At 72.6% G+C, this 24,757-nt stretch carries 30 protein-coding genes; 17 read left to right on the top strand and 13 right to left on the bottom strand.

The window, feature by feature from the left end:
• The first annotated feature begins 21 nt into the window (after positions 1-21).
• A complete protein-coding gene (locus OCEPR_RS00140) occupies positions 22-930 on the top strand; it encodes a DMT family transporter (RefSeq protein ID WP_013456666.1) in 909 nt (302 codons plus the stop codon).
• Here OCEPR_RS00140 and OCEPR_RS12935 read toward each other — a convergent pair.
• Positions 927-1,097, bottom strand: coding sequence for a hypothetical protein (locus tag OCEPR_RS12935; protein WP_013456665.1), 171 nt, complete (start codon positions 1,095-1,097; stop codon positions 927-929). The genes OCEPR_RS00140 and OCEPR_RS12935 overlap by 4 nt on opposite strands.
• Positions 1,098-1,136: 39 nt before the next feature.
• Between OCEPR_RS12935 and OCEPR_RS00135 the strand changes: the two genes are divergently transcribed.
• From OCEPR_RS00135 to OCEPR_RS00115, 5 genes are read left to right on the top strand one after another with little or no spacing between them, the layout of a single operon-like run.
• Positions 1,137-1,568, top strand: coding sequence for a hypothetical protein (locus OCEPR_RS00135; protein ID WP_013456664.1), 432 nt, complete (start codon positions 1,137-1,139; stop codon positions 1,566-1,568).
• Positions 1,569-1,618: 50 nt separating this feature from the next.
• Positions 1,619-2,176, top strand: coding sequence for a hypothetical protein (locus OCEPR_RS00130; protein ID WP_013456663.1), 558 nt, complete (start codon positions 1,619-1,621; stop codon positions 2,174-2,176).
• Positions 2,163-2,924: an acetylglutamate kinase gene (argB, locus tag OCEPR_RS00125; protein WP_013456662.1), complete on the top strand. Its 762-nt coding sequence runs from the start codon at positions 2,163-2,165 to the stop codon at positions 2,922-2,924. The genes OCEPR_RS00130 and argB overlap by 14 nt, the downstream gene beginning before the upstream one ends.
• 41 nt (positions 2,925-2,965) lie before the next feature.
• Entirely contained in the window at positions 2,966-3,589 is a 624-nt protein-coding gene (locus OCEPR_RS12070; RefSeq protein WP_013456661.1) for a hypothetical protein, read from the top strand.
• Positions 3,590-3,595: 6 nt separating this feature from the next.
• On the top strand, positions 3,596-5,431 hold the full coding sequence (locus tag OCEPR_RS00115) for a cation:proton antiporter (protein ID WP_013456660.1): 1,836 nt from the start codon (positions 3,596-3,598) through the stop codon (positions 5,429-5,431).
• Here OCEPR_RS00115 and OCEPR_RS00110 read toward each other — a convergent pair.
• From OCEPR_RS00110 to OCEPR_RS00100, 3 genes are read right to left on the bottom strand one after another with little or no spacing between them, the layout of a single operon-like run.
• Positions 5,408-7,015, bottom strand: a complete 1,608-nt coding sequence (locus tag OCEPR_RS00110) for a helix-hairpin-helix domain-containing protein (protein WP_013456659.1) — start codon at positions 7,013-7,015, stop codon at positions 5,408-5,410. The two genes, OCEPR_RS00115 and OCEPR_RS00110, sit on opposite strands and share 24 nt — an antisense overlap.
• Complete coding sequence (locus OCEPR_RS00105; RefSeq protein WP_013456658.1) at positions 7,012-7,812, bottom strand: histidinol-phosphatase HisJ family protein; 801 nt, start codon at positions 7,810-7,812, stop codon at positions 7,012-7,014. The genes OCEPR_RS00110 and OCEPR_RS00105 overlap by 4 nt, the downstream gene beginning before the upstream one ends.
• Before the next feature lie 55 nt (positions 7,813-7,867).
• Entirely contained in the window at positions 7,868-9,070 is a 1,203-nt protein-coding gene (locus OCEPR_RS00100; RefSeq protein ID WP_013456657.1) for an adenylosuccinate synthase, read from the bottom strand.
• A gap of 126 nt (positions 9,071-9,196) precedes the next feature.
• Between OCEPR_RS00100 and OCEPR_RS00095 the strand changes: the two genes are divergently transcribed.
• The 6 genes from OCEPR_RS00095 to OCEPR_RS00070 are packed head-to-tail and all read left to right on the top strand — an operon-like array spanning position 9,197 to position 13,450.
• Positions 9,197-10,312: a carboxylate-amine ligase gene (locus OCEPR_RS00095; RefSeq protein ID WP_013456656.1), complete on the top strand. Its 1,116-nt coding sequence runs from the start codon at positions 9,197-9,199 to the stop codon at positions 10,310-10,312.
• Between the two features lie 24 nt (positions 10,313-10,336).
• Complete coding sequence (locus OCEPR_RS00090; protein ID WP_013456655.1) at positions 10,337-11,482, top strand: M20 family metallopeptidase; 1,146 nt, start codon at positions 10,337-10,339, stop codon at positions 11,480-11,482.
• 14 nt (positions 11,483-11,496) lie between these two features.
• On the top strand, positions 11,497-11,772 hold the full coding sequence (locus tag OCEPR_RS00085; RefSeq protein ID WP_013456654.1) for a hypothetical protein: 276 nt from the start codon (positions 11,497-11,499) through the stop codon (positions 11,770-11,772).
• On the top strand, positions 11,769-12,104 hold the full coding sequence (locus tag OCEPR_RS00080; protein ID WP_013456653.1) for a cupin domain-containing protein: 336 nt from the start codon (positions 11,769-11,771) through the stop codon (positions 12,102-12,104). Before OCEPR_RS00085 ends, OCEPR_RS00080 begins: the two co-directional genes overlap by 4 nt.
• Position 12,105: 1 nt before the next feature.
• Entirely contained in the window at positions 12,106-12,822 is a 717-nt protein-coding gene (locus OCEPR_RS00075) for an SDR family NAD(P)-dependent oxidoreductase (protein WP_013456652.1), read from the top strand.
• Between the two features lie 40 nt (positions 12,823-12,862).
• A complete protein-coding gene (locus OCEPR_RS00070; protein ID WP_013456651.1) occupies positions 12,863-13,450 on the top strand; it encodes a trimeric intracellular cation channel family protein in 588 nt (195 codons plus the stop codon).
• Between the two features lie 168 nt (positions 13,451-13,618).
• Here OCEPR_RS00070 and OCEPR_RS00065 read toward each other — a convergent pair whose 3' ends face one another.
• Positions 13,619-14,686, bottom strand: a complete 1,068-nt coding sequence (locus tag OCEPR_RS00065; RefSeq protein WP_013456650.1) for a fatty acid desaturase — start codon at positions 14,684-14,686, stop codon at positions 13,619-13,621.
• A gap of 93 nt (positions 14,687-14,779) precedes the next feature.
• Between OCEPR_RS00065 and OCEPR_RS12930 the strand changes: the two genes are divergently transcribed.
• The 3 genes from OCEPR_RS12930 to OCEPR_RS00060 are packed head-to-tail and all read left to right on the top strand — an operon-like array spanning position 14,780 to position 15,451.
• A complete protein-coding gene (locus OCEPR_RS12930; RefSeq protein WP_187288495.1) occupies positions 14,780-14,950 on the top strand; it encodes a hypothetical protein in 171 nt (56 codons plus the stop codon).
• Positions 14,951-14,954: 4 nt separating this feature from the next.
• A complete protein-coding gene (locus OCEPR_RS12925; RefSeq protein ID WP_013456648.1) occupies positions 14,955-15,119 on the top strand; it encodes a hypothetical protein in 165 nt (54 codons plus the stop codon).
• A complete protein-coding gene (locus OCEPR_RS00060) occupies positions 15,116-15,451 on the top strand; it encodes a hypothetical protein (RefSeq protein ID WP_013456647.1) in 336 nt (111 codons plus the stop codon). Before OCEPR_RS12925 ends, OCEPR_RS00060 begins: the two co-directional genes overlap by 4 nt.
• Here the strand turns inward: OCEPR_RS00060 and OCEPR_RS00055 are convergent.
• Positions 15,448-16,023: an HD domain-containing protein gene (locus OCEPR_RS00055; RefSeq protein WP_013456646.1), complete on the bottom strand. Its 576-nt coding sequence runs from the start codon at positions 16,021-16,023 to the stop codon at positions 15,448-15,450. The two genes, OCEPR_RS00060 and OCEPR_RS00055, sit on opposite strands and share 4 nt — an antisense overlap.
• A gap of 42 nt (positions 16,024-16,065) precedes the next feature.
• Here OCEPR_RS00055 and ispF point away from each other — a divergent pair, with 42 nt between their 5' ends.
• Both ispF and OCEPR_RS00045 read left to right on the top strand, forming a co-directional pair.
• The gene (gene ispF, locus OCEPR_RS00050) at positions 16,066-16,551 is read left to right on the top strand and encodes a 2-C-methyl-D-erythritol 2,4-cyclodiphosphate synthase (RefSeq protein WP_013456645.1); all 486 of its coding nucleotides are present in this window, start codon (positions 16,066-16,068) and stop codon (positions 16,549-16,551) included.
• Positions 16,548-17,345, top strand: coding sequence for a PhzF family phenazine biosynthesis protein (locus tag OCEPR_RS00045; RefSeq protein WP_013456644.1), 798 nt, complete (start codon positions 16,548-16,550; stop codon positions 17,343-17,345). Before ispF ends, OCEPR_RS00045 begins: the two co-directional genes overlap by 4 nt.
• Here the strand turns inward: OCEPR_RS00045 and OCEPR_RS00040 are convergent.
• The 7 genes from OCEPR_RS00040 to dnaA all read right to left on the bottom strand — a co-directional run bounded on the left by OCEPR_RS00040 (position 17,342) and on the right by dnaA (position 24,698).
• Complete coding sequence (locus tag OCEPR_RS00040) at positions 17,342-17,962, bottom strand: TenA family protein (protein ID WP_013456643.1); 621 nt, start codon at positions 17,960-17,962, stop codon at positions 17,342-17,344. The genes OCEPR_RS00045 and OCEPR_RS00040 overlap by 4 nt on opposite strands.
• A gap of 10 nt (positions 17,963-17,972) precedes the next feature.
• Positions 17,973-18,227 carry a hypothetical protein gene (locus OCEPR_RS00035; RefSeq protein ID WP_013456642.1) on the bottom strand — a complete coding sequence of 85 codons (255 nt, stop codon included), beginning with the start codon at positions 18,225-18,227 and terminating at the stop codon, positions 17,973-17,975.
• An 8-nt stretch (positions 18,228-18,235) separates the two neighbouring features.
• On the bottom strand, positions 18,236-19,315 hold the full coding sequence (locus OCEPR_RS12065) for a vWA domain-containing protein (protein WP_013456641.1): 1,080 nt from the start codon (positions 19,313-19,315) through the stop codon (positions 18,236-18,238).
• Positions 19,316-19,317: 2 nt separating this feature from the next.
• The gene (gene pyk / locus OCEPR_RS00025) at positions 19,318-20,745 is read right to left on the bottom strand and encodes a pyruvate kinase (RefSeq protein WP_013456640.1); all 1,428 of its coding nucleotides are present in this window, start codon (positions 20,743-20,745) and stop codon (positions 19,318-19,320) included.
• Positions 20,735-22,003: a phosphopyruvate hydratase gene (eno, locus tag OCEPR_RS00020; protein WP_013456639.1), complete on the bottom strand. Its 1,269-nt coding sequence runs from the start codon at positions 22,001-22,003 to the stop codon at positions 20,735-20,737. Before eno ends, pyk begins: the two co-directional genes overlap by 11 nt.
• Positions 22,004-22,023: 20 nt before the next feature.
• The gene (dnaN, locus tag OCEPR_RS00015) at positions 22,024-23,109 is read right to left on the bottom strand and encodes a DNA polymerase III subunit beta (RefSeq protein WP_013456638.1); all 1,086 of its coding nucleotides are present in this window, start codon (positions 23,107-23,109) and stop codon (positions 22,024-22,026) included.
• A gap of 260 nt (positions 23,110-23,369) precedes the next feature.
• Positions 23,370-24,698: a chromosomal replication initiator protein DnaA gene (gene dnaA, locus OCEPR_RS00010; protein ID WP_013456637.1), complete on the bottom strand. Its 1,329-nt coding sequence runs from the start codon at positions 24,696-24,698 to the stop codon at positions 23,370-23,372.
• Positions 24,699-24,757: the final 59 nt, after the last annotated feature.

Genomic DNA, 24,757 nt, shown 5'->3' with positions numbered 1-24,757 from the left:
CCTGCGGGGTAGGATCGGACCATGGGGGCTCGTCCGGGTTCGGGCACGGTGGTCGCCGTGCTGGTCGTGGGGGTGGCCGCGGTGAGCGCGGCCGCGATCTTCATTCGCTTCGCCTTCGCCAGCGCCGGCAGCGCCGGACCCGGGGTGGCCCTGCTGCTCGCGGGGGTGCGCCTGGGGATCGCGGCGCTGCTGCTGGCGCCGACCTGGCCCGGGCTGGCGCGCGCCCGCCCCCGGCCCGGGGCGTTCGCCATGGCCGTGCTCGCCGGGGTCTTCCTCGCCGCCCACTTCGGCACCTGGGTGACCAGCCTGGCCTACACTTCGGTGGCCGCCTCGGTCACGATCGTGACGACGAACCCCATCTGGGTGGCGCTCTTCGGCTGGCTCTGGCTGGGCGAGCGCGTCGGCCGCCTCACCCTGGGGGGCATCTTGCTCGCCACCGCGGGCGGCGTGCTCATCGGGCTGGGCGACGCCGCCGGGGGGTCGGCCGGTTCCGCGCCGCTCCTGGGGGACGCGCTGGCGCTGGTGGGCGCCTGGACGGTGAGCGGCTACTTCCTGCTGGGCCGCGAGGCCCAGCGCCGCGGGCTCTCGATCGGGCAGTACGTCGCCGTAGCCTACGCCACCGCGGCGGCGGTGCTGCTGCCGCTGCCCGCGCTCTTCGGCACCCCCTACACCGGCTGGCCGCCCGCCTTCTACGGCTACGCCTTGGCCATGGCGCTCACCAGCCAGCTGATCGGCCACACCAGCTTCAACTGGGCGGTGCGCTGGATCCCGCCGGTGATGGTGACGCTGGCCATCCTCTTCGAGCCCCTGGGCTCGGGGTTCTTGGCCTACCTCTTCTTCGGGGAGGTGCCGGCGCCGCTCGTCTTCGCGGGGGCGGCGGTGCTGCTCGTGGGGGTGGGGGTGGCCGTGCTGGGGCAGGGGCGGCGCTAGCCCTCTTCTTCTGCGGCCTCCTCCCCGGGGGCCTCGCCTCGGGCGAAGAGGGGGTCCTGGTCCTCCTCCTCGCGGCGGGCGTAGGCGCCGCAGCGGGTGCAGCTGACGGCGATCACCTCGACGAAGGGGCGCACCCAGCGGCCGCAGGAGGGGCAGGCGTAACGCACGCGCGCATTATGGCACGGCGCCGCGCGGTATGCTTGGGTATGCTCCGGATCGGTCTTTCGCTGGTCTTGGCCCTCGGTCTGGCCTTCGCCGCCCAGCTCGAGCGCGTGGAGATGGGCCCGCCCGCGCCCGGCTTCGACCCCGCCGATCTGCACACCTACAAGATCGCCCGCCCCGCGCGCGTCTTTCACGCCGCCGACGGGGCGATCGTCTTCGTCACCTACTGGCGCTTCGAGCCCGGCGACGCCGGGGAGGAGGCCTTCGAGATGTACCTGATCCCGCCCCGCGGCGAGGTCGAACGCGCCGGGTACAGCTTCGACGTCCCCAAGAGCTGGGAGGGCCGGGTCAAGCCCACCTTCTGGCACTTCAAGCTGAACCCCACCAAGGCCCGCGTCCAGGAGGGGGAGTGGACGGTCTACTTCCTCTTCAACGGCGAGCTCAAGGGCCAGGTCAGCTTCCGACTCGAGCCCTAGGCGCGCCCCGACCTCACCCGCACCCGCGGGCGGTCGTGTAAGATTGCGGCGTGCGCAGCTTCACCAGCCTGCACGTTCGCACGCAGGACGCGGACGCGGTGCGCGCCCTGGCGCGCGAACTCCGCACCCCGGGGCTCGCGCTCTACGTGGCGCCCGATCCGCCCTGGTACAGCCTCTACGACGAAGGTCTCGAGGCCGACGAGCTGCCCGCGCGGCTCTGGGCGGCGCTCGAGGCGGCGGCCCGGATCGGCCGCGCGGCGCTCTTCGCCGTTTACGAGGACGAGGGGCTGTGCTGGGGGCTGGCCGAGGGCGGCCGCGTCCGCTACCGCTTCTGCGAGGGGGTGGAGGGCGCGCCGTCGGGGTCCGCCGGGCGCCTGCCCGACGACTTGGACGCCGCGGCGGTGGCCGCCGCCCAGGCGGGGGAGCCCAAGACCGCGGCGGTGCGCGCGCTGGCGGGCATGCTGGGGATCTTTCCCGACCACGCCGTGATCGGATTCGGCGACGTACTGGAACTCGACGAGGAAGGCGGGCTGCCCGAGGACGTCTGGGTCGTCGAGGACGACGCGGCGCCCGGGCCCGCGCTGGAGGAAGACCATGCTGGTGGTTAAGATCGGCGGAAGCCTGGACGGAGCGGAGCCCCTGGTGCGCGACCTCGCGCACCACGAGGGGGAGCTGATCGTGGTGCACGGCGGAGGCCCGCGCATCGGGGCCGAGCTGGAGGCGCGCGGCTTCGAAACCCGGTTCGAAAGCGGCCTGCGCGTCACCCCGCCCGAACAGATGGCGGTGGTGGAACAGGTGCTGACGCAGCTCGGCAAGGAGCTGGCCGACCGGCTCTCGCAGCTGGGGCGGCTCTCCGTGGGCCTCAGCGGCCGCGACGCCCGGCTGCTGCGCGCCGAGCCGCTGGACGAGCGCCTGGGGCGCGTGGGGCGGATCACCGCGGTGAACACCTCGCTCCTCTTCGCGTTGATGAGCCGCCACCTGACGCCGGTGATCAGCCCGATCGCGAGCGCCGAAGGGGGGCCGCTCAACGTCAACGCCGACGAGGTGGCCGCGGCGGTGGCTGGCTGCCTGGGCGAGCCGCTCGTCTACCTGACCGACGTGCCGGGGGTGCTCGCCGACCCCGCCGACCCCGAGAGCCGCATCCCCGTACTCGACGGGGCCGAGGTGGAGGCGCGCATCCAGGACGGCACGATCGCCGGGGGGATGATCCCCAAGGTGCGGGCCGCGCTCACGGCGCTCGAGTTCGGCGCCCCCTGGGTGATGATCGCCCCGGGCGAGCCCGGCAGCCTCCCCCGCCTGCTCTCGGGCAAGCTGGGAACCCGCATCGTTCCGGAAAAAATCTCGCGCGAAGTATAATCGCAGACGACGTTCCCGGCCCGCCGGGGAAAGGGGGTTCCATGAACCTACGCAACCTGACCGTGCTGGTCATCCTGCTGCTGGTGGCGCTCTTCGCCGGCCTGAACTGGCCGCTCTTCACCGCGCCCAGCGAGATCAACCTGCTCTTCACGCGCGTCTCCGCGCCGCTGGGGCTGATCCTGCTGGCCGTGATCGCGCTCCTCAGCCTGCTCTACTTCATCTTCATCGCCGTGATCGAAACCGGGGCCCTCATCGAGATCCGCCGTTACGCCCGCCAGGTGGAGCAGGCGCGCAAGCTCGCCGACCAGGCCGAGGCCAGCCGCTTCGCCGAGCTCAAGCGCTACCTCGAGCAGGAGCTGAGCGCGCTGGCCCAGGGCCAGTCCGACCTCAAGGCGCACGTCAGCCTCGAGGCCGGGGAGGCGCGCAAGGCCCTTTCCCTCGAGCACGACACCCTCAAGTCGCAGCACACCGAGATCTCCGGGCGCGTGGACCAGAAGACCGAGCAGCTCAAGGGCGAGCTGCTGGCCCGTCTGGAGAGCCTGGAGCGCGGCCTCGCCTCCGACGTCGAACGCACCGGCAACACCCTGGCCGCCTACCTGGGCGAGCTCGAAGACCGGCTGCTGGGCCGCGCGGGCGGGGACGAAGCCGCAGACGAAGAGGCCTGACCCCCCGTGCCGCACGAACAGGCGCTGCTCCTTACCATTTCCTGGGCCGTGGGCCTGGGCCTGGCGGCGCAGCTGGTCGCGCACCGGCTGCGCATCCCCGCGATCGTCCTGCTGCTGGTCACCGGGGTTCTCGCGGGCCCGAGCGTCCTCGGCTGGGTGCACCCCGAGTACATGGGCGAAGGCCTCGGGGTGCTCGTCAAGCTGGCCGTGGCCGTCATCCTCTTCGAGGGCGCCCTGAGCCTGCGCCTCGAGGACCTGCGCCGCGCCGCGTCCGAGGTGCGCGGGCTGATCACCACCGGGGTGGTCGTCACCTGGGTGCTGGCCACGCTGGCCGCCTACGCGCTGGCCGGGTTCACCTGGCCGCTGGCCATCCTCTTCGGCTCCCTGATGACTGTAACCGGACCCACCGTGGTGCAGCCGCTCCTGCGGCGGGTGCGGGTGCCGCGCAAGCTCAAGGCCATCCTCGAGGGGGAGGCGATCCTCGTCGACCCCGTGGGCGCGGTGCTGGCCGTCGCGGTGATGGACGTCGTCCTCGGCCTTTCCGGAGCCCACCCGCTCACCTGGTACGGGGCGGTCTGGGCCTACTTCGGCCGCCTCCTCACCGGCGGCGCGGTCGGGGCGGTGGGGGCGCTCCTGCTCTCGCGCCTCTTCCGCCGGCACGACTGGGTGCCGCTCGAGCTGCGCAACCTGGTCGCCCTCGCCGGCGTCTGGGTCGCCTTCGCCGCCGCCGAGGCGCTCCTGCCCGAGGCCGGCCTGATGGCGGCGGTGGCCATGGGCCTGGTCTTCCAGCGCAGCGAGGTGCCCGAGGAGCGCCGCCTGCGCCACTTCAAGGAACAGCTCACGGTGCTGGGCATCAGCGTGCTCTTCATCCTCCTGGCCGCCGACCTGCCGCTGGCGGTGGTGCGCGAGGCCGGCTGGCCCGCCGTCTGGACCGCGCTGGTGCTGGCGCTGGTGGTGCGCCCCCTGGCCGTGGCGGCGGCGACCTGGCGCTCGCCGCTCTCCTGGAGGGAGAAGTTCTTCGTCGCCTGGATCGGGCCCCGCGGCATCGTGGCCGCCTCGGTGGCCTCGCTCTTCGCGCTCGCGCTCCGGGGGGCGGGCATCCCCGGGGGCGACGCGCTCCTGGCCGCGGTCTTCGTGACCATCTTCGTCACCGTCACCCTCGCGGGGCTGACGGCCCCCTGGGTGGCGCGGCTTCTCGGCCTTACCCGGCGCACCGGCAAGCTCGCGATCCTCGTGGGCGCCGGACCCCTGGCGCGCAAGGTGGGCCAGCTGATGAAAGAGCACGGCCGCCAGGTCGTCCTCATCGACCGCAACCAGAGCCTGGTCTGGGCCGCCCGGCGCGCCGGGCTCGAGGCGGTGCTGGGCAACGCCCTGGAGGAGGACACCCTCGCCTCCGTGGGCGCCGACGAGGCCGAGACGCTGCTCGCCGCCACCACCAACGCCGAGGTCAACGTTCTGGCCGTGGCCATCGCCCGCGAGGAGTTCCACACCGCCCGCGCCTACCCCGTGGTCGACGCCAAGGGCGTCAGCGCCGAGATGGTGGAGCAGATCGGGGGGCAGATCGCCTTCGGGCGGCCCATCGACATCCGCGACTGGGAGCACGCCCTCAACTACGAGCCCGTCGTCACCCTGGAGTGGCCCGTGCCCGAAGGGTTCGCCGGCGGGGCCGTGGGCCAGCTCGAGCTGCCCGACTTCCTGCTGCCGCTGGTGCGGCTGCGCGGCGAGGAGGCCGAGATCGTCCACGCCGCGCAGACCTGGAGCCGCGGCGAGCGCGTGGTCTTCGTCGCGCGCGCTCCCGAGGACGAGGTCCGCGCCGCGTTAGACGCCCTCGCGCAGGGCTAGCCAGCGCTCCGCGGGCCAGGTGTTGGCCACCCGCTCGGGGCCCAGCCCCGCCTTCTGCGCCATCCACAGCCCGTAGGCGACGTCGGCGTAGCCCTCGGGGGCGTGGGCGTCGGGCCCGATCGAGAAGACGAGCCGCTCGCGCCACGCGAGCGCCAGCCGCCAGTCGAGGTCGAGCCGCCAGGGGTTGGCGTTGATCTCGACGATCTTCCCCAGCTCCGCGGCGCGCGCGAGCACCCGCTCCCAGTCGGCCTCCGCGCCCTTGCGCCGCAGCAGCAGGCGGCCCGATGGGTGCGCCAGGACGGTCAGGTAGGGGCTCTCGACGGCCCGCAAGAGCCGCTCGGTCTGCTCCTCGGGCGAAAGGTGGAGGTGGGAGTGCAGCGAGCCCAGCACCACGTCGAAGCGGGCCAGGACCTCGTCCGGGTAGTCGAGGCTGCCGTCCGGGAGGATGTCCGACTCGATTCCCTTGAGGATGCGGAAGGGGGCGAGCTCGGCGTTCAGGGCGTCGATCTCGGCCCACTGGCGCTCGAGGTCCTCCAGGGTGAGGCCGCCGGCGTAGGCGGCGGTCTGCGAATGGTCGCTGACCACCATGTAGGCGTAGCCCTCGGCGATGGCCGCCTCGGCCATGGTGCGCAGCGAGGCGCTGCCGTCGGAGTAGGCGGTGTGCAGGTGCACCAGGCCCACCAGGTCGCGCCGCTCGACGAGGCGGGCCGGGGGCGCGAGCCCCAGGTGCTCGGGCTCGCGCCAGCAGGGGGGCGCCGGCGGCCGGCCCAGCGCCGCGAAGACCCCGGCCTCGTCGGGGGCGACGGGCAGCTCGCCCAGCGCCCGCACCCAGCTCTCCGAGCCGGTGGCGCGCACCAGCGCGGTGCCGAAGTCGCGCTCCGTGGCGCAGAAGACGCGCAGCGGCAGCCCCTCGAGCCGCCCGTGCACCACGCCGCCGCGCACCTCGCTCGCGTGCTCGCCCAGGGCGGCGAGCACCGCCTCGGGCGCGGCCCGGGCCACCAGGTCCACGTTGCCCGCGGTCTCGAGCCGGCGGCGCAGGCTGCCGGCCAGCGCGGCGTGGATCCCCGCGGCCTCCAGGTCGGCGAGCAGCAGCCGGGCGGCCTCGAGCCCCACCGGCAGGTGCACCCGCCGCAGGTTGGCGAGCGCGAAGCGGGCGGCCTCGGCGAGCGCCTGCTGGGTCTTCTTGCCGAAGCCGGGCATGGCGGCGACGCGCCCCTCCTCGGCGGCGCGCACGAGCTCCTCGAGGCTGTCGATCCCCGCCTGCCACAGCGCGCGGATGCGCTTGGGCCCCAGCCCCTGCACCATGAAGAGTTCGGCCACCCCCGGGGGCACTTGGCCGCGCAGCTCCTCGAGGTAGCCGAACTCCCCGGTCTCCACGATCTCGGCCAGCGCCCCGGCGAGCCCCTTGCCGATCCCGGGGAGGCGGTCGAAGCCCGCGGCCATCAGCTCGGGCAGTTCGCCCTCGTAGCGCTCGAGCGCCCGTGCGGCCTTGCGGTAGGCGTTCACCCGGAAGCCCGTCTCGCCCAGGACCTCCATCAGGTCGGCGGCCTCGGCCAGCATCCGCGCCAGGTCCTTGGGGGTCACGGCGCCTCCAGCGGGTAGGGCTCCGGCTTGCGGTTCTTGTAGACCCAGGCCTCGCGGTAGCCCGCCTCGGCCAGCAGCGCCGCCGCCTCCGCGAAGCGCGCCCCCACCTCGTCCGGGGCGTGGGCGTCGGAGCCGAGCACCACCGGGACGCCCAGCTCGCGGGCGCGCCGCAAGATCCGGGGCGCGGGGTAGAGCTCGCCCACGGGCTTGCGCCAACCGGCGGTGTTCACGTCCAGGGCGATCCCGGCGTCGCGGATCGCGCCCAGCACCCCCTCGACCAGGTCCCAGGCCTCCTCCGGGGGGAGGTGGCCGAACTTCTTGGGCAGGTCGAGGTGGCCGATGGCGTCGAAGAGGCCCGACTCGGCGGCGGCGTAGACCAGGGCGTAGTAGTCGGCGTAGACCTCGAGCCGGTCGCGCCGCTCGAACTCGGCGGCGAAGTCGGGGTGGTCGAAGGGCCAGGCGCCGATGAAGTGCACCGAGCCAATCACGTAGTCGTAGGGGTAGGCCTCGAGCTGGGCCCGCACGTAGGCCTCGGTGCCGGGATGGAAGTCGGCCTCGAGCCCCAGCCCCACGTAGAAGCCGTCGGGCGCCTGGGCCCGCACCGCCTCGACGAGGCGGTGGTAGAGCGGCAGCTGGGCCTCGCCCATGCGGCTTTTCGGGTCGAACCAGGGGGGCATGGGGTTGTGGTCGGTGAAGACGAGGCCGGCCAGGCCCCGCTCCCGCGCCGCGGCCAGGTAGGCCGCGGGCTCGCCCTCGGCGTGCTGGCACAGCGGGGTGTGCACGTGGCTGTCGTACATGGCCTCAGTCTACGGCCGAAGGGTCCGCCGCAGCGTCGCAGGCCGCGGGCTTCCCTTACACCCAGCTCACGCTGCCGAAGGTGTCCTCGCGCCGGGGGCTGGTCGAGAACATCACCACCGGCACCTCGAGCGCGTCCTCGATGAACTCGATGTAGTCGAGCAACGTCCGCGGCAGGTCCTCGCGGCGGGCGAGCCCCGCGAGGTCGCCCCAGCCCTTCATGGTGCGGTACTCCACGCTCCCGTCCTCACGGTAGGCCACGCCCACCTTGACCTCTTCGAAGCCCGAGAGCACGTCGAGCTTGGTGAGCACGATCCCGTCCATGCCGTTGACGTCCACGGCGTACTTGAGGGCCACCAGGTCGAGCCAGCCCACCCGCCGCGGGCGGCCGGTGGTCACCCCGAACTCGCCGCCCTTCTCCCGCAGCGTCTCGGCGAGCTCGCCCTCGAGCTCGGTGGGGAAGGGGCCGTGGCCCACCCGGGTGGCGTAGGCCTTGGCCACGCCGTAGACCTTGCCCACCGCCTTGTGGGAGAGCCCGGTGCCCACGACGATCCCGCCCACGCTGGGGTGGCTGCTGGTCACGTAGGGGTAGGTGCCGTAGTTGAGGTCGAGCATCGTCCCCTGGGCCCCCTCGAAGAGGATCTTCTTCCCCGCCTTCCAGGCGGCGCGCAGCTCGGCGCCGGTGTCGGCCACGAAGGGCCCCAGCACCTCGCGCATCCGCTCCAGGTCCTCGAGCGCCCGCGCCGCGCTCGTCCAGCCGGCGCCCGCGGTGGAGTTGGGCTTGGCCGCGAGCAGGCGCTCCACGCGCTCGGCGAGGACCTCGGGCTCGAGCAGGTCGCCGACGCGGATGCCCACGCGGCGGGCGCGGTCGGCGTAGGCCGGGCCGATGCCGCGCCCGGTGGTGCCCACGAAGTTGCCCTTGCTCTCCACGAACTTGTGGTGCGGCAGCACCAGGTGCGCCCGTTCGGAGACGCGCACCCGGGGCTCGAAGCCCAGCCGGCGGATCTCGGCGAGCTCTTCCGCGAACGCCTCGGCGTCGACCACCATCCCGTCGGCGAGCACGCTCGTCGCGTGCGGGTGGATCACCCCCGTCGGCAGCAGGTGCAGCTTGAAGGTGTGCCCCCCGGCGACGACCGTGTGTCCGGCGTTGGCCCCGCCCTGGAAGCGCACCACGTAGTCGGCCTGGGCCACCAACGCGTCGGTGACCTTCCCCTTCCCCTCGTCGCCCCACTGGGCCCCTATGATCGCGACTCCCGGCATGACGGCCCCAGCTTACCCCACCCCGCGGTGCATAGCTATACAGCGCAGCGCGCGGGGCGGGGGCGCGCGTTTGCGCAAACCTGGCCCTTTGCCGTAAAATGCTCCAACCGTTTTGGAGGAATGGTTATGCACGAGGGTGCGCCGCCCCTGACCGTGGGCATCGAGGAAGAATACCAGCTGATCGATCCGGAGACCCGCGACCTGGCCCCGGTGGCCTCCGAGGTGCTGGGGGAGGCCCCCCTCGCGCTCAAGCAGCTGCTCAACCCCGAGCTGCACCAGGCGATGGTCGAGATCGGCACCCCGCCCGCGGCCAACATCCGCGAGGCCTACGGCATGCTCGTGGAGATGCGGCGCGAGGTGGCCCAGCTGGCCGCGGCCAAGGGGGCCCGCATCGTCGCCGCCGGCACCCACCCCTTCGCGCTGTGGGAGGACGTGCCCATCACCCAGAAGGACCGCTACGTGGAGCTCCTGGGCGAGTTCCAGGACGCGGTGCGCGCCCTGCTCATCTTCGGCACCCACGTCCACGTGGGGGCGGGGGACGACGACGAGTTCCGCGTCGACGCCATCAACACCCTGCGCTACATGCTCCCCCACCTGCTGGCCCTCTCGGTCTCGAGCCCGCTGTGGCGCGGCCGCGTCACCGGCCTCAAGAGCTACCGCAGCCTCATCTGGCGCGGCCTGCCGCGCACCGGCATCCCCGCCACCTTCTCCAGCTACTCCGACTACCAGCACTTCGTCGAGGTCCTGATCGAGACCGGCTCCATCCAGGACGCCTCGCGCATCTGGTGGGCGATGCGGGCCCACCACCGCTACCCGACGATCGAGTTCCGGGCCACCGACCTGGCCACCAACCCCCGCGACGCCATCGCCATCGCGGCGCTGGCCCAGGCGCTGATCTACAAGCACTGGCTGATGCGGCGCGACAACGTCACCTTCCGCCAGTACCCCACCCCGCTGATCGAGGAGAACGTCTGGCGCGCCGCGCGCTACGGCCTCGACGGCAAGCTGATCGACTTCGGCGAGCGCCGCGAGAAGTGGGCCCGCGACCTGCTCGTCGAGCTCGTCGAGTTCGTGGACGACGTCCTCGACGACCTGGACAGCCGCTGGGCGGTGGAGCACGTCTACACCATCCTCGACCGCGGCACCGCCGCCGACCGGCAGCTGGCCATCTACCAGGAGACCGGCGACCTGCGCGCCGTGGTGGACTGGCTGATCGAGGAAACGCTCCGGGACATCGCCTGAGAACTGCAGTATCGTGAAGACGTGATGTCAGCGCAGGCACGTGCCCAAGACACCCTCGCATACTTCGAACGCCACCTGGACGCCTACCTGACCGACCTGCGCGAGCTGGTCGAGATCGAGTCGCCCACCCACCACCTGCCCGGGATCAAGAAGGCGGCGCTGTGGCTGCAGACCCAGTTCGCGGGGCTGGGCGAGCTGCGCCGCTTCGAGACCGAGGCCGGCGCGGTGCTGCGCCTCTTCCGCCGCGGCAGCGGGCCGCGGGTGCTGCTGCTCGCCCACTACGACACCGTGCACCCGGTGGGCTCGTGGAAGAAGCTGTGGCGCGAGGAGCGCGGCCGGATCTACGGTCCGGGCGTCTACGACATGAAGGCGGGGCTGCTCTTCATCCTCTGGGCGCTGCGCTACCTGGGCGACTCGGGGGCCGAACACCCCAACCTGGAGGTGCTGCTCACCCCCGACGAAGAGGTGGGCTCGGTGACCTCGCGCATCTTCATCGAGGACGCCGCCCGCGGCGCCGACTACGCACTGGTGCTCGAGCCCCCCACCGGCGCCGGCGACCTCAAGGTGCACCGCAAGGGCGTGGGCTGGTACAAGCTGCGCGTCCACGGCAAGGCCGCCCACCAGGGGGTCGAGCCCGAGAAGGGGGTGAACGCCATCGTCGAGGCGGCGCACCAGGTGCTGCGCGTCGTCGAGGCCCAGGACCTGGAGAAGGGCACCACCCTGGGCCCCAACGTGGCCCGCGGCGGCACGGCCGGCAACGTGGTGGCCGACTACGCCGAGGTGCTCGTGGACCTGCGCGCTTGGACGCTCGAAGAGGCCGAGCGGGTGGACCGCTTCATGCGGGCGCTCGAGCCGGTGCAGCCGGGGGCGCGCCTCGAGCTCGAGGGCGGCCTCAACCGCCCGCCGATGGAGCCCACCCCCGAGAGCCTGGCGCTGTTCGAACTGGCCCGCGGCGTGGCGCGCGACCTCGGCTTCGACTCGAAGCCCGGCAAGGTGGGCGGCGGCTCCGACGGCAACTTCACCGCCAACCTGGGGGTGCCCACCCTCGACGGCCTGGGGGCGATGGGGGCGGACGCCCACCAGCTGAGCGAGCGCATCGTCACCGCCGAGCTGCCCCGGCGCATGGCGCTTTTGGCCGAGCTGCTCACCCGCCTGGTGCGCGACGCCTAGTAGACTGAGGCGAGATGTTCTTCCGCAAACCCGATCCGCACGTCAAACCCGAGGGCATGGCCTACTGGGTGCGGGTGCGCACCGAGAAGAGCGGCGAGGTCGTGCCGCTGCGCATCTCCCGCGCCAGCGAGCTCAGCCCCACGGCCGAGGGTTACTACGTGCGCAAGGTGATCGTCGCTCCCGAGAGCCTCGACCGGGCGGTGCTCGAGATCTGGTTCGACCGCCGCGCCCGGGTGGTGCGAAAGGCCTGCGAGGGCGGCGAACTCGTGCCCATCAAGGAGTGGACATGAAACGCAAGGACCTGGAGGGAAGCCCCCACGGCGAGCTCTTCCCCGGAGCCCGCGCCGCGGCCTTCGGCGGCCGGCAGACGATGCTCAACCACGTGGTGCTCGACCACGGCGTGACCGTGCCCGAGCACAGCCACCCCGAGGAGCAGATCACCTACGTGCTCTCGGGGCGGCTGGCCTTTCAGATCGAGGACGAGGTCTGCGAGGTGGCCGCCGGCGAGGCCGTCTGGATTCCCGGGGGCGCGACGCACGCGGTGCGGGCGCTCGAGCCCAGCGTGGTCCTCGACGTCTTCAGCCCCGTCCGCCCCGACCTGTTGGAACGCTTCGGTGGCTAGCGTGGTGCGCGGCAAGGCGGTGCTCGTCACCGGGGCCAGCCGCGGCATCGGCGAGGCGGTGGCGCGGGCGCTGGCCTGGCGCGGCGCCAAGGTGGGCCTCTTCGCGCGCGGACGCGAAGCCCTCGAGGACCTGGCCCGCGAGCTCGTCTACCCCGAGTCGGGCGGCGCCGCGATCCCCCTGCCCGGCGACGTCACCCGTCCGGACGACCTGGTTGCGGCGGTGGAGCGGCTGGAGGCCGCCTTCGGCCCCGTCTGGGCGCTGGTGAACAGTGCCGGCGTGGGGGTCTTCGGCCCCGTGTGGGAGCTTTCCGAGGACGACTGGGCGCGGGTGCGCGCGACCAACCTCGACGGCGCCTTCTACGCCATGCGCGCGGTCCTCCCGACGATGCTGCGCGAGCAGCGCGGCACCATCGTCCACATCGGCTCGCTGGCGGGCCGCTACGCCTTCGCCGGCGGCGCGGCCTACAACGCCAGCAAGTTCGGCCTGCTGGGCCTGGCCGAGGCCAGCCTGCACGACCTGCGCCCCCGGGGCGTGCGCGTGAGCACGATCCTGCCGGGCTCGGTGAACACCACCTTCTCGAGCGCGCGCGCCGACGCCGACTGGAAGATCCAGCCCACCGACGTGGCCGAGACCGTGCTCTACGTGCTGGAAAGCGACACCGGGGTGATCCCCAGCGTGATCGAGCTGCGCCCGCGGCGCAGCAAGCCCGCGGGCTAGCCGGCGTCGCCGCGTGCCGGGGCCGTGCCACAATGGGCCCGTGGAGTTCTGGGTCTGGCTCGGCACCCTGGCCTTCGCCGCGGGCGGCGCGCTTGAGGGCGTGCGGAAGCGCTACGACCTCGTGGGCGTGCTGCTCGTCGCCGGCATCACCGCCGTGGGCGGCGGCTCGGTGCGCGACCTGGTCGTGGGGCGGCTGCCGCCGGCGGCGCTTTCGGACGAGGCCCTGCTCTGGACCGTGGCCCTGGTGGGCGCGGGGGTCTTCTTCCTGCACCGCGCCGTGCGGCGGCTGGGGCGGGCGCTCTACCTGCTCGACACCCTGGGCCTCGGCGTCTTCGCGGCGCTGGGCGCGGCCAGCGGGCTCGAGGCCGGCCTCGGCTTCTGGGGCGTCGTCTTCGCGGGGATGACGAGCGGCGTCGGCGGCGGGGTGCTGCGCGACCTGCTGACCCAGCAGGTGCCGGGCGTCTTCTACCGCGCCGGCGACTGGTACGCGACCGCCGCCGCGGGCGGGGCCGCGCTCTACTACCTGCTCGGCCCCGGGCCCTACGCCCTGGCGGCCGCCGCGACGGCCGCGGTGCTGCTGCGGCTCGGCAGCCGCGCGTTGGGCCTGGTGCTGCCGACGCCGCGCTAGGCGGCGCCAAAAGAAAAAAGGCGGACCGGGATTCCGCCTATTGACAAGACACAGTATACCACGACATGCAGGTATGCACCAGGAGATGCATCCGCGCGCGCTAAAGCGTGCGCGTAGCCACGAAAAAACCGCCGCAGACCGGCGGTTTTCTTCCCGAGACCGGGGCGTTTACTGGACGGTGCGCTCGCCGCGGGTGCGCTCGCGGTCCGCGGCGCGGGCCTGCGCCGCCACCTCGCGGAAACCGACGAGGCGGTCCTGGCCGGCGTCGTAGAGGTGCAGGTCGGCGAAGGCGATCTTGAAGGCGTCGCCGAGGGTGACCGTGGGGGCGGCCTTCATCAGCTCGATGCGGTCGTGGGCCTCCTGCAGGCGGTAGTTGGGGATCTTCGGGGCCAGGTGGTGCACGTGGTGCAGCCCGATGTTGCCGGTCAGCCACTGCAGCAGGCGCGGCAGCTTGAGGTAGGTGCTGCCCTCCATCGCCGCCTTCAGGTACTCCCAGCGGGGGTCGGGCTCCCAGTAAGCGTCCTCGAACTGGTGCTGGACGTAGAAGAGGAAGATGCCGATCATCGCGGCGAAGTACTGGACGGGCAGGTAGACGAGCAGGAAGGCCTTCCAGCCGAAGACGGCGAAGACGAAGGCCACCAGGCCGGCCAGCGCGAGGTTGGTCCACCAGACGCTGGCGCGCACCTTCGGCTTGTCGCCGCCGTAGCCGAGCGGGAGGCGGTAGCTGAGCATGAAGACCCAGATCGGTCCGATCAGGAACATCACGAAGGGGTTGCGGTAGACGCGGTAGCTGAAGCGTTGCCAGGGGGTGGCCGCCAGGTACTCCTCGGTCGTCATCGTGTAGATGTCGCCGACGCCGCGCTTGTCGAGGTTGCCGCTGGTGGCGTGGTGCCGCGCGTGGGCGTGCTGCCAGTAGCCGTAGGGGGTCAGGGTGAGCACCCCGCTCACGAAGCCCAGCACGTCGTTGGCGCGGGGGTTCTTGAAGAAGGAGCCGTGGCCGGCGTCGTGCTGCAGGATGAAGATGCGCACCAGGAAGAAGGCGGCGGCGAGGTCGAGCGCCAGGGTCAGACCCCAGTGCACCTCGAGCGCGCGGTAGGCCAGGTACCACAGGGTCAGGAAGGGCAGGTAGCTGGTCAGCACCTGCGCGAGGCTGCGCCAGGCCTGCGGCCGGGCGAAGGGGCGGACCAGGGGAACCCAGTCCGCGGGCTTGACTTTTTGCTGTGGGGATTCGTTCATGAAAAACTCCAGGCGCCGAAGCGCGGGCCGGATGGCTTGCCGTAAGTATAGCCACTTTCGCGGGCAGATGGTGGGTATCGTATGATAGCTTTCATGGAAGCAAACCCGTTCATCGGCGCCTTCCTCGTCGCCCTGGGGCTGGTCGACGCCCTGATCGGGGTCGTCCTGCGCGCGCGGGTGCCGGCCTTTGCCCGCGTCTACCCGCTCTGGATCGCCTCGTCCCTGGTCCTCGCAGGGGTCGGCGTCTGGTTCCTGGTAACGTAGGGGCATGCCGCTCCGACGCGTACTGGCCCTGCTCCTCCTCGTGGGGGCGTGGCTCTACCTGGGCTATCTGGTCTGGCAGGGGAACCCCCCCGTCAACGCCTTCATGATCGCGCTCGGCTTCTCGGTGATCGCGGGCTTCCTCTGGGGCCCCAACCCGCCCGAGTCGTGAGCGCGGAGCCCTCGCTCTGGATCGTGGCCTCCGGCAGCGGCGAGGTGCGCCGAGCCGACTGGCCCAAAGGCGGCCTGGCCGGGCTGGCGCCGCGGCTGGTGGCCGTCTGGCTCGTGGTGGGGGGCGGGGTGCGCTACATCGTGCGCGCCGGAACCGGCCCCTGGCCCGCCCCCGACCCGGGGGCGCCGGGCGGCCCCGAGCGCTGGGCGCGCGAGGACGCGGCGCGCTTTTCGGGCCGGGTGCGCTACCGCATCGTCACCCAAGACCCCTGGATGACGCTCGACGAGGGGTTCTTCCTGCCCGGGCAGCTGGGCCTGGACGGCCCCGCCTAGTCCCCGGGGGACGCCGCGCCCGCCAGCCCCAGCCGTTCGGCGTCGGCTTGCATGGCCTCGAGCACGAAGCCAACGTGCTCCCACAACTCCACGCCCAACAGCTCCGCGCCGCGCCGGACCATCTCGCGGTCCACGCCGCGGGCGAAGGACTTGTCCTTGAACTTCTTCTTCAGGCTCTTGACCGTGAGGGTGTGGATCGAGCGATCGGGGCGCACGTAGACCGCGGCGGTGATGAGGCCGGTGATCTCGTCGGAGGCGTAGAGGGCGCGCTCCATCAGGGTCTCGGGCTCCACGCCGCTGCGCTCGGGGGCGTGGGCGCGCACCGCGCGCACGATCTCGGCGGGCCAGCCCAGCGCTTCCAGGTGGTCGGCCCCCTTGTTGGGGTGGGTCTCGGGGTGCTTCTCCCAGTCGAAGTCGTGGATCAGTCCGGCGATCGCCCAGGTTTCCTCGTCCTCGCCGAACCTGCGGGCGTAGGCGCGCATCGCGGCTTCGACCGCGTACATGTGCCGGCGCAGGGACTCGGAAGGGGTCCAGGCGTGCATCAGTTCGAGGGCTTCGTCGTAGGTGGGCATGCTTAAATATACCGCCGGGCACGGGGCGGGTAGGATGGGACCATGTGGATCGGATTCGGTGAGGACGCGCACCGGCTCGAGCCGGGACGGAAGCTGCTGCTGGGCGGGGTGGAGGTCGCCGCGGACCGGGGGCCGGTGGCCCACTCCGACGGCGACGCCCTGCTGCACGCGGTCGCCGACGCGGTGCTGAGCGCCGTCGGCGCGGGGGACATCGGCGAGGTCTTTCCCGACACCGACCCGCGGTGGGCGGGGCTGTCGGGGGCCGAGCTGCTCGAGCGGGTGCTCGAGCTCGCCGGCGCCCACCCCCTGCGGTGCGAGCGCCCCCGCTGCGGCCGGGTGCGCCAGGTGCGGGCGGTGGTGACGCTCGACCGCCCCAAGCTGGCCCCCTACCGCGAGGCGATGCGCCGCCGCGTCGCCGAGCTGTGCGGGCTCGAGCCCGCCGACGTGAGCGTGGCCTTCAAGACCAGCGAGGGGCTGGCCCCGGACCACGTGCAGGCGCGGGCGCTGGTGGTGCTGGAGGAGGCGTGAGCCGCCTCTTCGGCGTCGACGCCTTCACGGACCGCCCCTTCGCGGGCAACCCCGCGGCCGTCTGCGTGCTGGAGGCGCCCGCGGACCCGGCCTGGATGCAGGCCCTGGCCCGGGAGATGAACCTCTCGGAGACGGCCTTCCTCTGGCCCGAAGGGGACGCCTGGCGGCTGCGCTGGTTCACCCCCAAGGTCGAGGTGGACCTCTGCGGCCACGCCACCCTGGCGAGCGCACACGTGCTCTGGCGCCACCTCGAGCGCCCGGAGCCGCGCCTCGCCTTCGAGACCCGGAGCGGCCGGCTCTACGCGACGCGCGCAGGGGCGCGGATCGGCCTCGACTTCCCCGCGCCCGAGGCCGTGGCCGCACCCCTGCCCGAGGCGATCGCGGCGGCGCTGGGCAGGGTGCGCCCGGTCTGGAGCGGCCGCGCCGAGGACGACTGGATCGTGGTGCTCGAAAGCGCGGCCGCGGTGCGCGCGCTCGCGCCCGACCCGGGCCTGCTGGCGCGGGCCCCGGCCCGCGGCGTGGTCGTGACGGCCCGGGACGAAAGCGGCGCTTACGACGTCGTCTCGCGCTTCTTCGCCCCGGCGGTGGGCGTACCCGAAGACCCCGTCACCGGGTCGGCCCACGCGCGCATGGCCCGCTACTGGGCCGCGGCGCTGGGCAGGGACCGCCTGCGCGCCTACCAGGCGTCGGCGCGCGGCGGGACGCTCGAGCTGGAGCTGCGCGGGGACCGCGTGCTGCTGTGGGGGCGGGCCGTGACCGTCTGGTCGGGGCGGGTGGAGGCCGGTCCGGGCTAGCCGTAGTGGCCGGCGAAGGCCTGGGCCATGTCCCAGCTGCCCCACTCGAGGCGCAGGATCTCGCCCACGAGGGCGTGCACCCGTTGACGCTCCGCTTCGCCGGCGGCCAGCCACGCCTCCTCGGCCACCTCGGCGAGGTCGTGCAGGTAGGCATGGAACTCCGGGGCCGTCCAGTGCTCCACCAGGTCGACGAAGGGGCCGCCGCTGGGCGCGGCGCTGCTCCAGGCGTCGTGGAAGACGCGGTTGATCGTCCACAACGCGACGACGCTGACCGGGTAGGGCTCCTGGTCCAACAGCCGCAGGAAGGCCAGGTAGCGTTCGCGGGCGGGGTGGGCGGGGGCGCCCGGGTTGATGGGTTGGATGGCCATCCAGTCGAGGTCCTCGACGATCCCCACCAGGCCGTGGGCGAGCACCAGCCGGTGGGCGCGGGGGGCCCGGGGCACCAGGCGCGCCTGCAGCTCCAGCAGCCCCTCGACGAAGCGGTAGTTCTGCTCCATCCAGGCGTAGACGCTGCGCTCGGACACCTCGCCGCCGCGCAGGCGGTGCAGGAAGGGATGCCCCAGCAGGCGCTCCCATTCGTCCCAGTGCGCGTCCCGTAGAGCCAGCAGGTGCTTCATCGCTCCAAGTCTACCGCCGCTCCTCCGGCGGGGCGGTGCAGGTGAACAAGAGGTCCTCAACCTCCTGCAGGTAGGCGTCCTTGGGCACGAGCTCGATCCCGCGGGCGCCGCGCGCCGGATAGTAGGGGAGGCCGAGCGAGAGCGGCGTGCGCGCCTGCCGCTGCTCCCAGACCCAGGCCGGGGCGCGGTGCGTCCAGACCCGCACGCTCCGCGACCAGCCCTCAAGCACGCCCGTCACCCAGGCGGCCTGCCACCAACGGCGCATGCCCCAGTCTACCGCGCGGCCCGCATCAGATCGGTGAGGACCCGGCGCCCGAGCTGTTCGGGATCGACCTGGAACGCCCGTCCCCGGGCGGTGCGGGCCAACTCGCGCACCCGGGCCAGCGCCTGGGGCTCGTCGTCGAGCATGTAGACGTCGAGCTCCGCGCCCGCCCGGCGCAGGCGGGCGGCCGCCGCGCGGGTGGTGCGCTCGATTTCGGGGTCGCGCCCCCAAGCGTTCTTGTAGACCCGGCCGTCGGGGCGCAGCACCGCGGTGGGGCGGCCGTCGGTCACCAGCACCGCCCGCCGGCGCACGTCGCCCTGGCGGCGCAGCCACTCCCGGGCGGCCTCGAGCGCTGCGGCGGTGTTGGTGTGCGAGGGATGGGCGCGCAGAAAGGGTAGGCGCTCGGGCGGAACCGGGACGGCGACGTCGTGGAAGCAGACGACCCGGAGGCGGTCGCCCTCGCGCCCCAACCAGTGGTGCAGCGCCAGCGCGAGCCGCTTGGCGGGGCCGAAGCGGTCGACCCCGTACAGCACCATCGAGTGGGAGCAGTCGAGCAGCAGCGCCACGGCGGAGCGCCGGCCGCCCTCGCCCTCGCGCACCCGCAGGTCCGCCAGCGTCAGCCCGCCCCGCAGCAGCCCCGCCTTCAGGGTCGCCGCGGCGTCGAGCTGCAGCGGCTCCCCCCAGCGCCAGGGCCGCTCCGGGCCGTGGGGCTCGTGGGGCCCGCGCACCCCGGGGCGGGGCCAGGCGCCGGCGGCGGGGCGCGCGTGCGGCAGCAGCGCCCGCAGCGCCCGCAGCGCCGCCAGCCGCAGCAGCTCGGGGTGGGCCTGGAGCCGCGGCTCCCCGCCGCCCGCCCGCTCGATCCACCCCCGGTCGCGCAGGAGCTCCAGCGTCGCCGCCGCGGCGGTCCGGGGATCGGCCTCCCCCGCCTCGCGGGCGACGCGTTCCAGCGCCTGCTGCAGGCGCTCCTCGTCGGCGAGCCCCTCGGGCTCGGGCCGGTCGCCCAGGCGCAGCAGCGCTTCAGCGGCCAGGGCCAGCGCCGCGGCCGGCGGCGGCCCCGCGGCCTCGCGGACCCGGGCGTAACGCACCCGCACGGTTACTTCACCTGTTCCACCCAGACCATGTTCGTCGAACCGCGGACGCCGAAGGGCACCCCCGCGGTGATGACGATGCGGTCGCCCACGTCGGCCAGCTTCGCGCTCTTGACGAAGTCGACGGCCTCGGCGACCATCTCGTCGGTGCTCGTCGGGTCGGGGGCGGTGGCCGTGTAGACCCCCGAGGCCAGCACCAGCTGCTGGCGCACCCGGGCGTTGGGGGTGAGCGCCAGGATGGGCACCCCGGGGCGGTAGCGGGCCACCCGCCACAGCGAGGAGCCCGACGCCGTGAAGACGACGATCACCTTGGCCGGCAGCGACTCGGCGACCTCGGTGGCCGCGAGCGCGATCGCGTCCTGGGTGTTGTGTTCGGGCTCGGGCCGCAGGATCCGCTGGGCGTTCTGGTACTCCGGGGAACCCTCGACGGCGCGGGCCACCCGCGCCATCATGGCCACGGCCTCGACCGGGTACTCCCCCACCGCGGTCTCGGCCGAGAGCATCACCGCGTCGGAGCCGTCGAAGATGGCGTTGGCCACGTCCGAGGCCTCGGCGCGCGTGGGGCTGGGGCTGTGAATCATGGACTCGAGCATCTGCGTGGCCGTGACCACCGGCTTGCCGGCGGCGCGGGTGCGCCGGATCAGCCGCTTCTGCACGATGGGCACCTCCTCGGGGGGCATCTCCACCCCGAGGTCGCCGCGGGCGACCATGACGCCGTCGGCCTCGGCCAGGATCTCGTCGAAGCGCTGCACCGCCCCCGGTTTCTCGATCTTGGCCATCAGCTTGGCCTCGTGGCCCAGGCGGTTCATGTAGTGGCGGGCGAGCAGCAGGTCGTCGCGGCTGCGCACGAAGCTGACCGCGACCCAGTCCACCCCCAGCTCGGCCCCCAGCGCCAGGTCCTCGATGTCCTTGTCGGTCATCGCCGGGATCGAGAGGTCGGCCCCGGGGATGTTGATCCCCTTCTGGTCCGAGAGCACGCCCCCCACCTCGACGACGGTGTGGATCTCGCCCGCCGCGTGGTCGACCCGGTCCACCCGCAGGCGCAGCCGCCCGTCGTCGAGCAGCAGCACCTGGCCGGGCTCGACGTCGCCCACCAGCCCCTTGTAGCTCACCGAGACCCGGTGCTCGTCGCCGGTGACGTCGGCGGTGGTGAGCACGAAGGGCTGGCCCGCCTTCAGCACCGCCTTCCCCTCGGCGAAACGGCCGACGCGGATCTTGGGCCCCTGCAGGTCCTGCAGGATGGCGACGGGGCGGGCGGCGTGCTCCGCGGCGGCGCGCACCATCTCGACGGTCTCGCGGTGGTCCTCGGGGCGGCCGTGGCTGAAGTTGAGCCGCACCACGTTGAGCCCCGCCTGGATCATGCGGGCGAGCACCTCGGGGTCGCGCGAGGCGGGCCCGATGGTGGCGACGATCTTGGTGCGCTTAGAAAGCATCGTACCCCAGGAAGCGGGCGGCCGCGCCCAGCGCCTCCTCGATGCGCAGGAGCTGGTTGTACTTGGCCAGGCGGTCGGAGCGCGAGGCCGAACCCGTCTTGATCTGGCCGGCGTTCACCGCCACCGCCAGGTCGGCGATGTAGCTGTCCTCGGTCTCGCCCGAGCGGTGCGAGATCACGGTGCGGTAGCGGTGGCGCTGCGCCAGCCGCACGGTCTCGAGCGTCTCCGAGAGCGTCCCGATCTGGTTGAGCTTGACCAGGATGGCGTTCGCCACCCCCTCGCGGATGCCGCGCACCAGGAAGTCGGGGTTGGTGACGAAGAGGTCGTCCCCCACGAGCTGGATCCGATCCCCCAGGCGCTCGGTGAGCCGCCGCCAGCCCGCCCAGTCGTTCTCGTCGAGGCCGTCTTCGAGCGAAACGATGGGGTAGCGCTCCACCCACTCGGCCCAGTACTCGACCATCTCGTCGCTGCCGAGCACCTTGCCCTCGGCCTCGAGGTGGTACTTGCCGTCTTTGTAGAACTCGCTCGCGGCCGGGTCGAGGGCGATCGAGATCTCCTTGCCCGGCTCGTAGCCGGCGGCCTGAATGGCCTCGAGCAGCACCTCGACGGCCTCTTCGTTGCTCTGCAGGTTGGGCGCGAACCCTCCTTCGTCGCCAACGTTGGTGCCGTAGCCGCGCTTCTTCAGCACCCCCTTTAGGGCGTGGAAGGTCTCGACGCCGTAGCGCAGCGCCTCGCGAAAGCTGGGGGCCCCCGCGGGCACCAGCATGAACTCCTGGAAGTCCACGCGGTTGTCGGCGTGCTTGCCGCCGTTGATCACGTTCATCAGCGGCACCGGCAGGGTGACCCCCTGCACCCCGCCCAGGTAGGCGAAGAGCGGCAGCTCGACCGCCTCGGCCGCGGCGCGCGAAACCGCCAGGGAGACCGCCAGGATGGCGTTGGCCCCCAGGTTCGCCTTGTTGGGGGTGCCGTCGAGGTCGAGCATCGCCCGGTCGATCCCCTCCTGGTCGAGGGCGTTCATCCCGATGATTTCGGGGGCGATCCGCTCGTTGACGTTGGCCACCGCCTGGAGCACGCCCTTGCCCCCGAAGCGGGGACCGCCGTCGCGTAACTCCACGGCCTCGTGCTCACCGGTCGAGGCGCCCGAGGGCACCATCGCGTGCCCGATCTGCCCGCCCTCCAGCGTCACCTCGGCCTCGACGGTGGGGTTGCCGCGGGAGTCCAGGACTTCGCGTGCGCTTACTTCGACGATTGTGGTCATGGCCACCTCCGCCCCTCAGCTTAAACCCGCAGGGGGACCACGACGGCCAGGTAGCCGCCGTCCTCGGCGTCCTGGATCACGCTGGGGCTGGCCGCCCCCGAGAAGCGCAGGCGCGCTTTGCCGGCGATCGGGCCGAGCGCCCCTTCCAGGTACTCGGCGTTGTAGGCGAGCACCATCTGCGCCTCGCCGCGGGCGTCCACCTCGAGCCGCTCGACGCCGCGGCCGTAGTCGCCCTCGGCCACCACCTCGAGCCGCCCGTCTTCGAAGACCAGGTCGACCCGGTGGTTGTTGCGGTCGGCCAGCACCTTGACGCGCTTGAGGCTGTCCTTGAGGGCGGTGGCGTCGATCTCGGCCTCCAGGGCGAACTCGGGGGGGATCACCCGCTCGTAGTCGGGGAACTCGCCCTCCATCAGCGCCGCGGCCATGCGGAACCCCTCGGCGGCGAGGGTGAGGTGGCCGCCGAGCAGCCCCAGGGCGACCTCGCCCTCGGTGCGCTCGAGGACACGCACGATCTCGTCGACGCTGCGCGCCGGCACGACGAACTTGCGCTCGGCGTCGAGGGCGAGCTCCAGGTCGTAGAGGGCGAGCCGGAAGCCGTCGGAGGCGACGCTGCGCAGCCGCGTCGGGTGCAGCTCGAGCTGCACCCCGCGGAAGATGGCGCGGTAGTCCTCGCCGCTGGCGGCGTAGCGCACCCGCGCCAGCGCCCGCCCCAGCTCGCGCGCCGGCAGGCGGGCCACGGTCTCGGCCTCGAAGGCCAGCGGGGGGAACTCGGCGGGGTCGGCCGTGGTGAGGCGGGTGGCGAAGGAGCCGCTCTCGATCGTGAGCTGCCCCTCCTCGAGCCCCAGCTCCACGAGCTCGCCGGGGAGGTTGCGCACCACCTGGCCGATCAGCTGGCCGGGAACCAGGCGCACCGCCTCGCCTTCGACCTCGGCGGGGACCACGAGCTCCAGGTCAAGCTCCCCGTTCGAGCCCTGGAGCCGCAGCCCCCCCTCCGCGACCTCGAAGCGCAGGTGGGTGAGCGCGGGGTTGCTGGCGCGGCCTGGGATGATGCGCTCGAGCATGCCGAGCGCTTCGGCAAAGGTGCGTTTGGGCAAGCGAACCTGCATACGTCCTCCGTTCTTAAAGGAAGGTGACGAAGTTCCTTAAGCTTAAAGATACCGTAGTCGTAACCGTAGGGGCTGGGGATACTGTGGAAAAGCCGCGTCGGGCCCGCAGGGGACGCGAGGCGGCCTGGGGAGGCCGCTGGGGACAAGCCCCCGCGCCCTGCGGAAAACCTGGGGAGGGCGGCGGGGTTCTCCACAGGGCGGCCGCGGCCGCGGTTGTCCACAGGGTCTTCCACAGGCTTTCCCCAGGGTTATGGGCAGGGTTATCCACGGCCGGCCCACCTGCTTTCGAACGCCTCGACGGTGCGGCGCAGCTCGGCGTCTTCGGCGAGCAGCTTGCCGATCTTCTGGGTGGCGTAGAGGACGGTGGTGTGGTCGCGGCCGCCGAAGAACTGGCCGATCTCGGGCAGCGAGGCCCCGGTGAGCTGGCGGATCAGGTACATGGCCACCTGGCGCGGGCGCACCACCTCCTTGCTGCGCCCCTTGGACTTGAGGTCGGCGGGGGTGACGCCGTAGTGTTCGGCCACGGCGGCGAGGATCTCGTCCATCGTCACCGCCTCGCCGGCGGTGTGGAAGAGGTCGGCCAGCGCGTTCTGGGCCACTTTGGGCGTGATCGTCACCCCGGAGAGCGAGGCGTAGGCGATCAGGCGCATCAGCGCCCCCTCCAGCTCGCGGATGTTCGAGGCCACCTGGCGCGCCACGTACTCGAGCACCTCCTCGCTGAGCTGGACCCCGCGGCGCTCGGCGTTCATCTTGAGGATGGCGATCCGGGTCTCCAGGTCGGGGGGCTGGATGTCGGTGATCAGCCCCCACTCGAAGCGGCTGCGCAGGCGCGACTCGAGCGTGAGGATCTCGCGCGGGGGCCGGTCGGAGGTGAGCAGGATCTGCTTGCCGTCTTCGTAGAGGGTGTTGAAGGTGTGGAAGAACTCCTCCTGGGTCCGCTCCTTGCCGGCGATGAACTGCACGTCGTCGACGAGGAGCATGTCCACCGAGCGGTAGCGCTCGCGGAACTGGTTCATGCGGTCGGAGCGGATGGCGCTGATCAGGTCGTTGGTGAAGGTCTCGGTAGAGACGTACTCGACGCGGATCTCGGGGAAGCGCTGGCGCGCGTAGTGGCCCACGGCGTGCATCAGGTGGGTCTTGCCCAGCCCCACCCCCCCGTAGATGAAGAGCGGGTTGTAGGCCTTGCCCGGGGCCTCGGCCACGGCCATGGCGGCGGCGTGCGCCATCGAGTTGCCGGGGCCGACGACGAAGCTCTCGAAGGTGTACTTGGGGTTGAGGCGGGTGCGGGGGGCGGCGGCCGGGGCGCGCGCGTCCTCCTCGAGAATCTTGTCCTGAACGACCTCGCCCGGTACGACCTTGAGGCGGAACTCGGGCGACTGGGCCCCCAGCCGCAGGAGCGCCTCCTGGATCAGGTGGCCGTAGTGCTTCTGGATCCAGTCGCCGGCGAAGCTGGTGGGCACGCCCAGCTCGAGCGCCCCGCCCGTCAGCCCCAGCGGCTTCACACGGGCGAACCAGGTGTCGAATTCGACGCTCGTGACGTTCTCGCGTACGTAGTCCAGGACGTTTTCCCAGATGCTTTCGTGGGTCAAACCGGGCACCTCCAACAAGCCTTTACATTCTACCCGAGCCGGGGCGGCGGGCCCCAAAT

Origin of the sequence: Oceanithermus profundus DSM 14977 (assembly GCF_000183745.1) — a bacterium.
Classification (GTDB): domain Bacteria; phylum Deinococcota; class Deinococci; order Deinococcales; family Marinithermaceae; genus Oceanithermus; species Oceanithermus profundus.
The sequence above is the reverse complement of the archived record's forward strand: the minus strand, read 5'-3'. Positions and strand labels throughout refer to the sequence as shown.

Bases quoted from the DNA above. Each gene is read 5' to 3' on its own strand.
- OCEPR_RS12070 (WP_013456661.1), top strand. From the start codon at position 2,966: ATGAACCTACGCAACCTGACCGTGCTGGTCATCCTGCTGCTGGTGGCG.
- eno (WP_013456639.1), bottom strand. From the start codon at position 22,003: ATGACCACAATCGTCGAAGTAAGCGCACGCGAAGTCCTGGACTCCCGC.
- argB (WP_013456662.1), top strand. From the start codon at position 2,163: ATGCTGGTGGTTAAGATCGGCGGAAGCCTGGACGGAGCGGAGCCCCTG.
- OCEPR_RS00095 (WP_013456656.1), top strand. From the start codon at position 9,197: ATGCACGAGGGTGCGCCGCCCCTGACCGTGGGCATCGAGGAAGAATAC.
- OCEPR_RS00080 (WP_013456653.1), top strand. From the start codon at position 11,769: ATGAAACGCAAGGACCTGGAGGGAAGCCCCCACGGCGAGCTCTTCCCC.
- OCEPR_RS12925 (WP_013456648.1), top strand. From the start codon at position 14,955: ATGCCGCTCCGACGCGTACTGGCCCTGCTCCTCCTCGTGGGGGCGTGG.
- OCEPR_RS00040 (WP_013456643.1), bottom strand. From the start codon at position 17,962: ATGAAGCACCTGCTGGCTCTACGGGACGCGCACTGGGACGAATGGGAG.
- OCEPR_RS00090 (WP_013456655.1), top strand. From the start codon at position 10,337: ATGTCAGCGCAGGCACGTGCCCAAGACACCCTCGCATACTTCGAACGC.
- ispF (WP_013456645.1), top strand. From the start codon at position 16,066: ATGTGGATCGGATTCGGTGAGGACGCGCACCGGCTCGAGCCGGGACGG.
- OCEPR_RS00085 (WP_013456654.1), top strand. From the start codon at position 11,497: ATGTTCTTCCGCAAACCCGATCCGCACGTCAAACCCGAGGGCATGGCC.
- dnaN (WP_013456638.1), bottom strand. From the start codon at position 23,109: ATGCAGGTTCGCTTGCCCAAACGCACCTTTGCCGAAGCGCTCGGCATG.
- pyk (WP_013456640.1), bottom strand. From the start codon at position 20,745: ATGCTTTCTAAGCGCACCAAGATCGTCGCCACCATCGGGCCCGCCTCG.
- OCEPR_RS00100 (WP_013456657.1), bottom strand. From the start codon at position 9,070: ATGCCGGGAGTCGCGATCATAGGGGCCCAGTGGGGCGACGAGGGGAAG.
- OCEPR_RS00055 (WP_013456646.1), bottom strand. From the start codon at position 16,023: ATGCCCACCTACGACGAAGCCCTCGAACTGATGCACGCCTGGACCCCT.
- OCEPR_RS00105 (WP_013456658.1), bottom strand. From the start codon at position 7,812: ATGTACGACAGCCACGTGCACACCCCGCTGTGCCAGCACGCCGAGGGC.
- OCEPR_RS12930 (WP_187288495.1), top strand. From the start codon at position 14,780: ATGGAAGCAAACCCGTTCATCGGCGCCTTCCTCGTCGCCCTGGGGCTG.
- OCEPR_RS00135 (WP_013456664.1), top strand. From the start codon at position 1,137: ATGCTCCGGATCGGTCTTTCGCTGGTCTTGGCCCTCGGTCTGGCCTTC.
- OCEPR_RS00140 (WP_013456666.1), top strand. From the start codon at position 22: ATGGGGGCTCGTCCGGGTTCGGGCACGGTGGTCGCCGTGCTGGTCGTG.
- OCEPR_RS00065 (WP_013456650.1), bottom strand. From the start codon at position 14,686: ATGAACGAATCCCCACAGCAAAAAGTCAAGCCCGCGGACTGGGTTCCC.
- OCEPR_RS00035 (WP_013456642.1), bottom strand. From the start codon at position 18,227: ATGCGCCGTTGGTGGCAGGCCGCCTGGGTGACGGGCGTGCTTGAGGGC.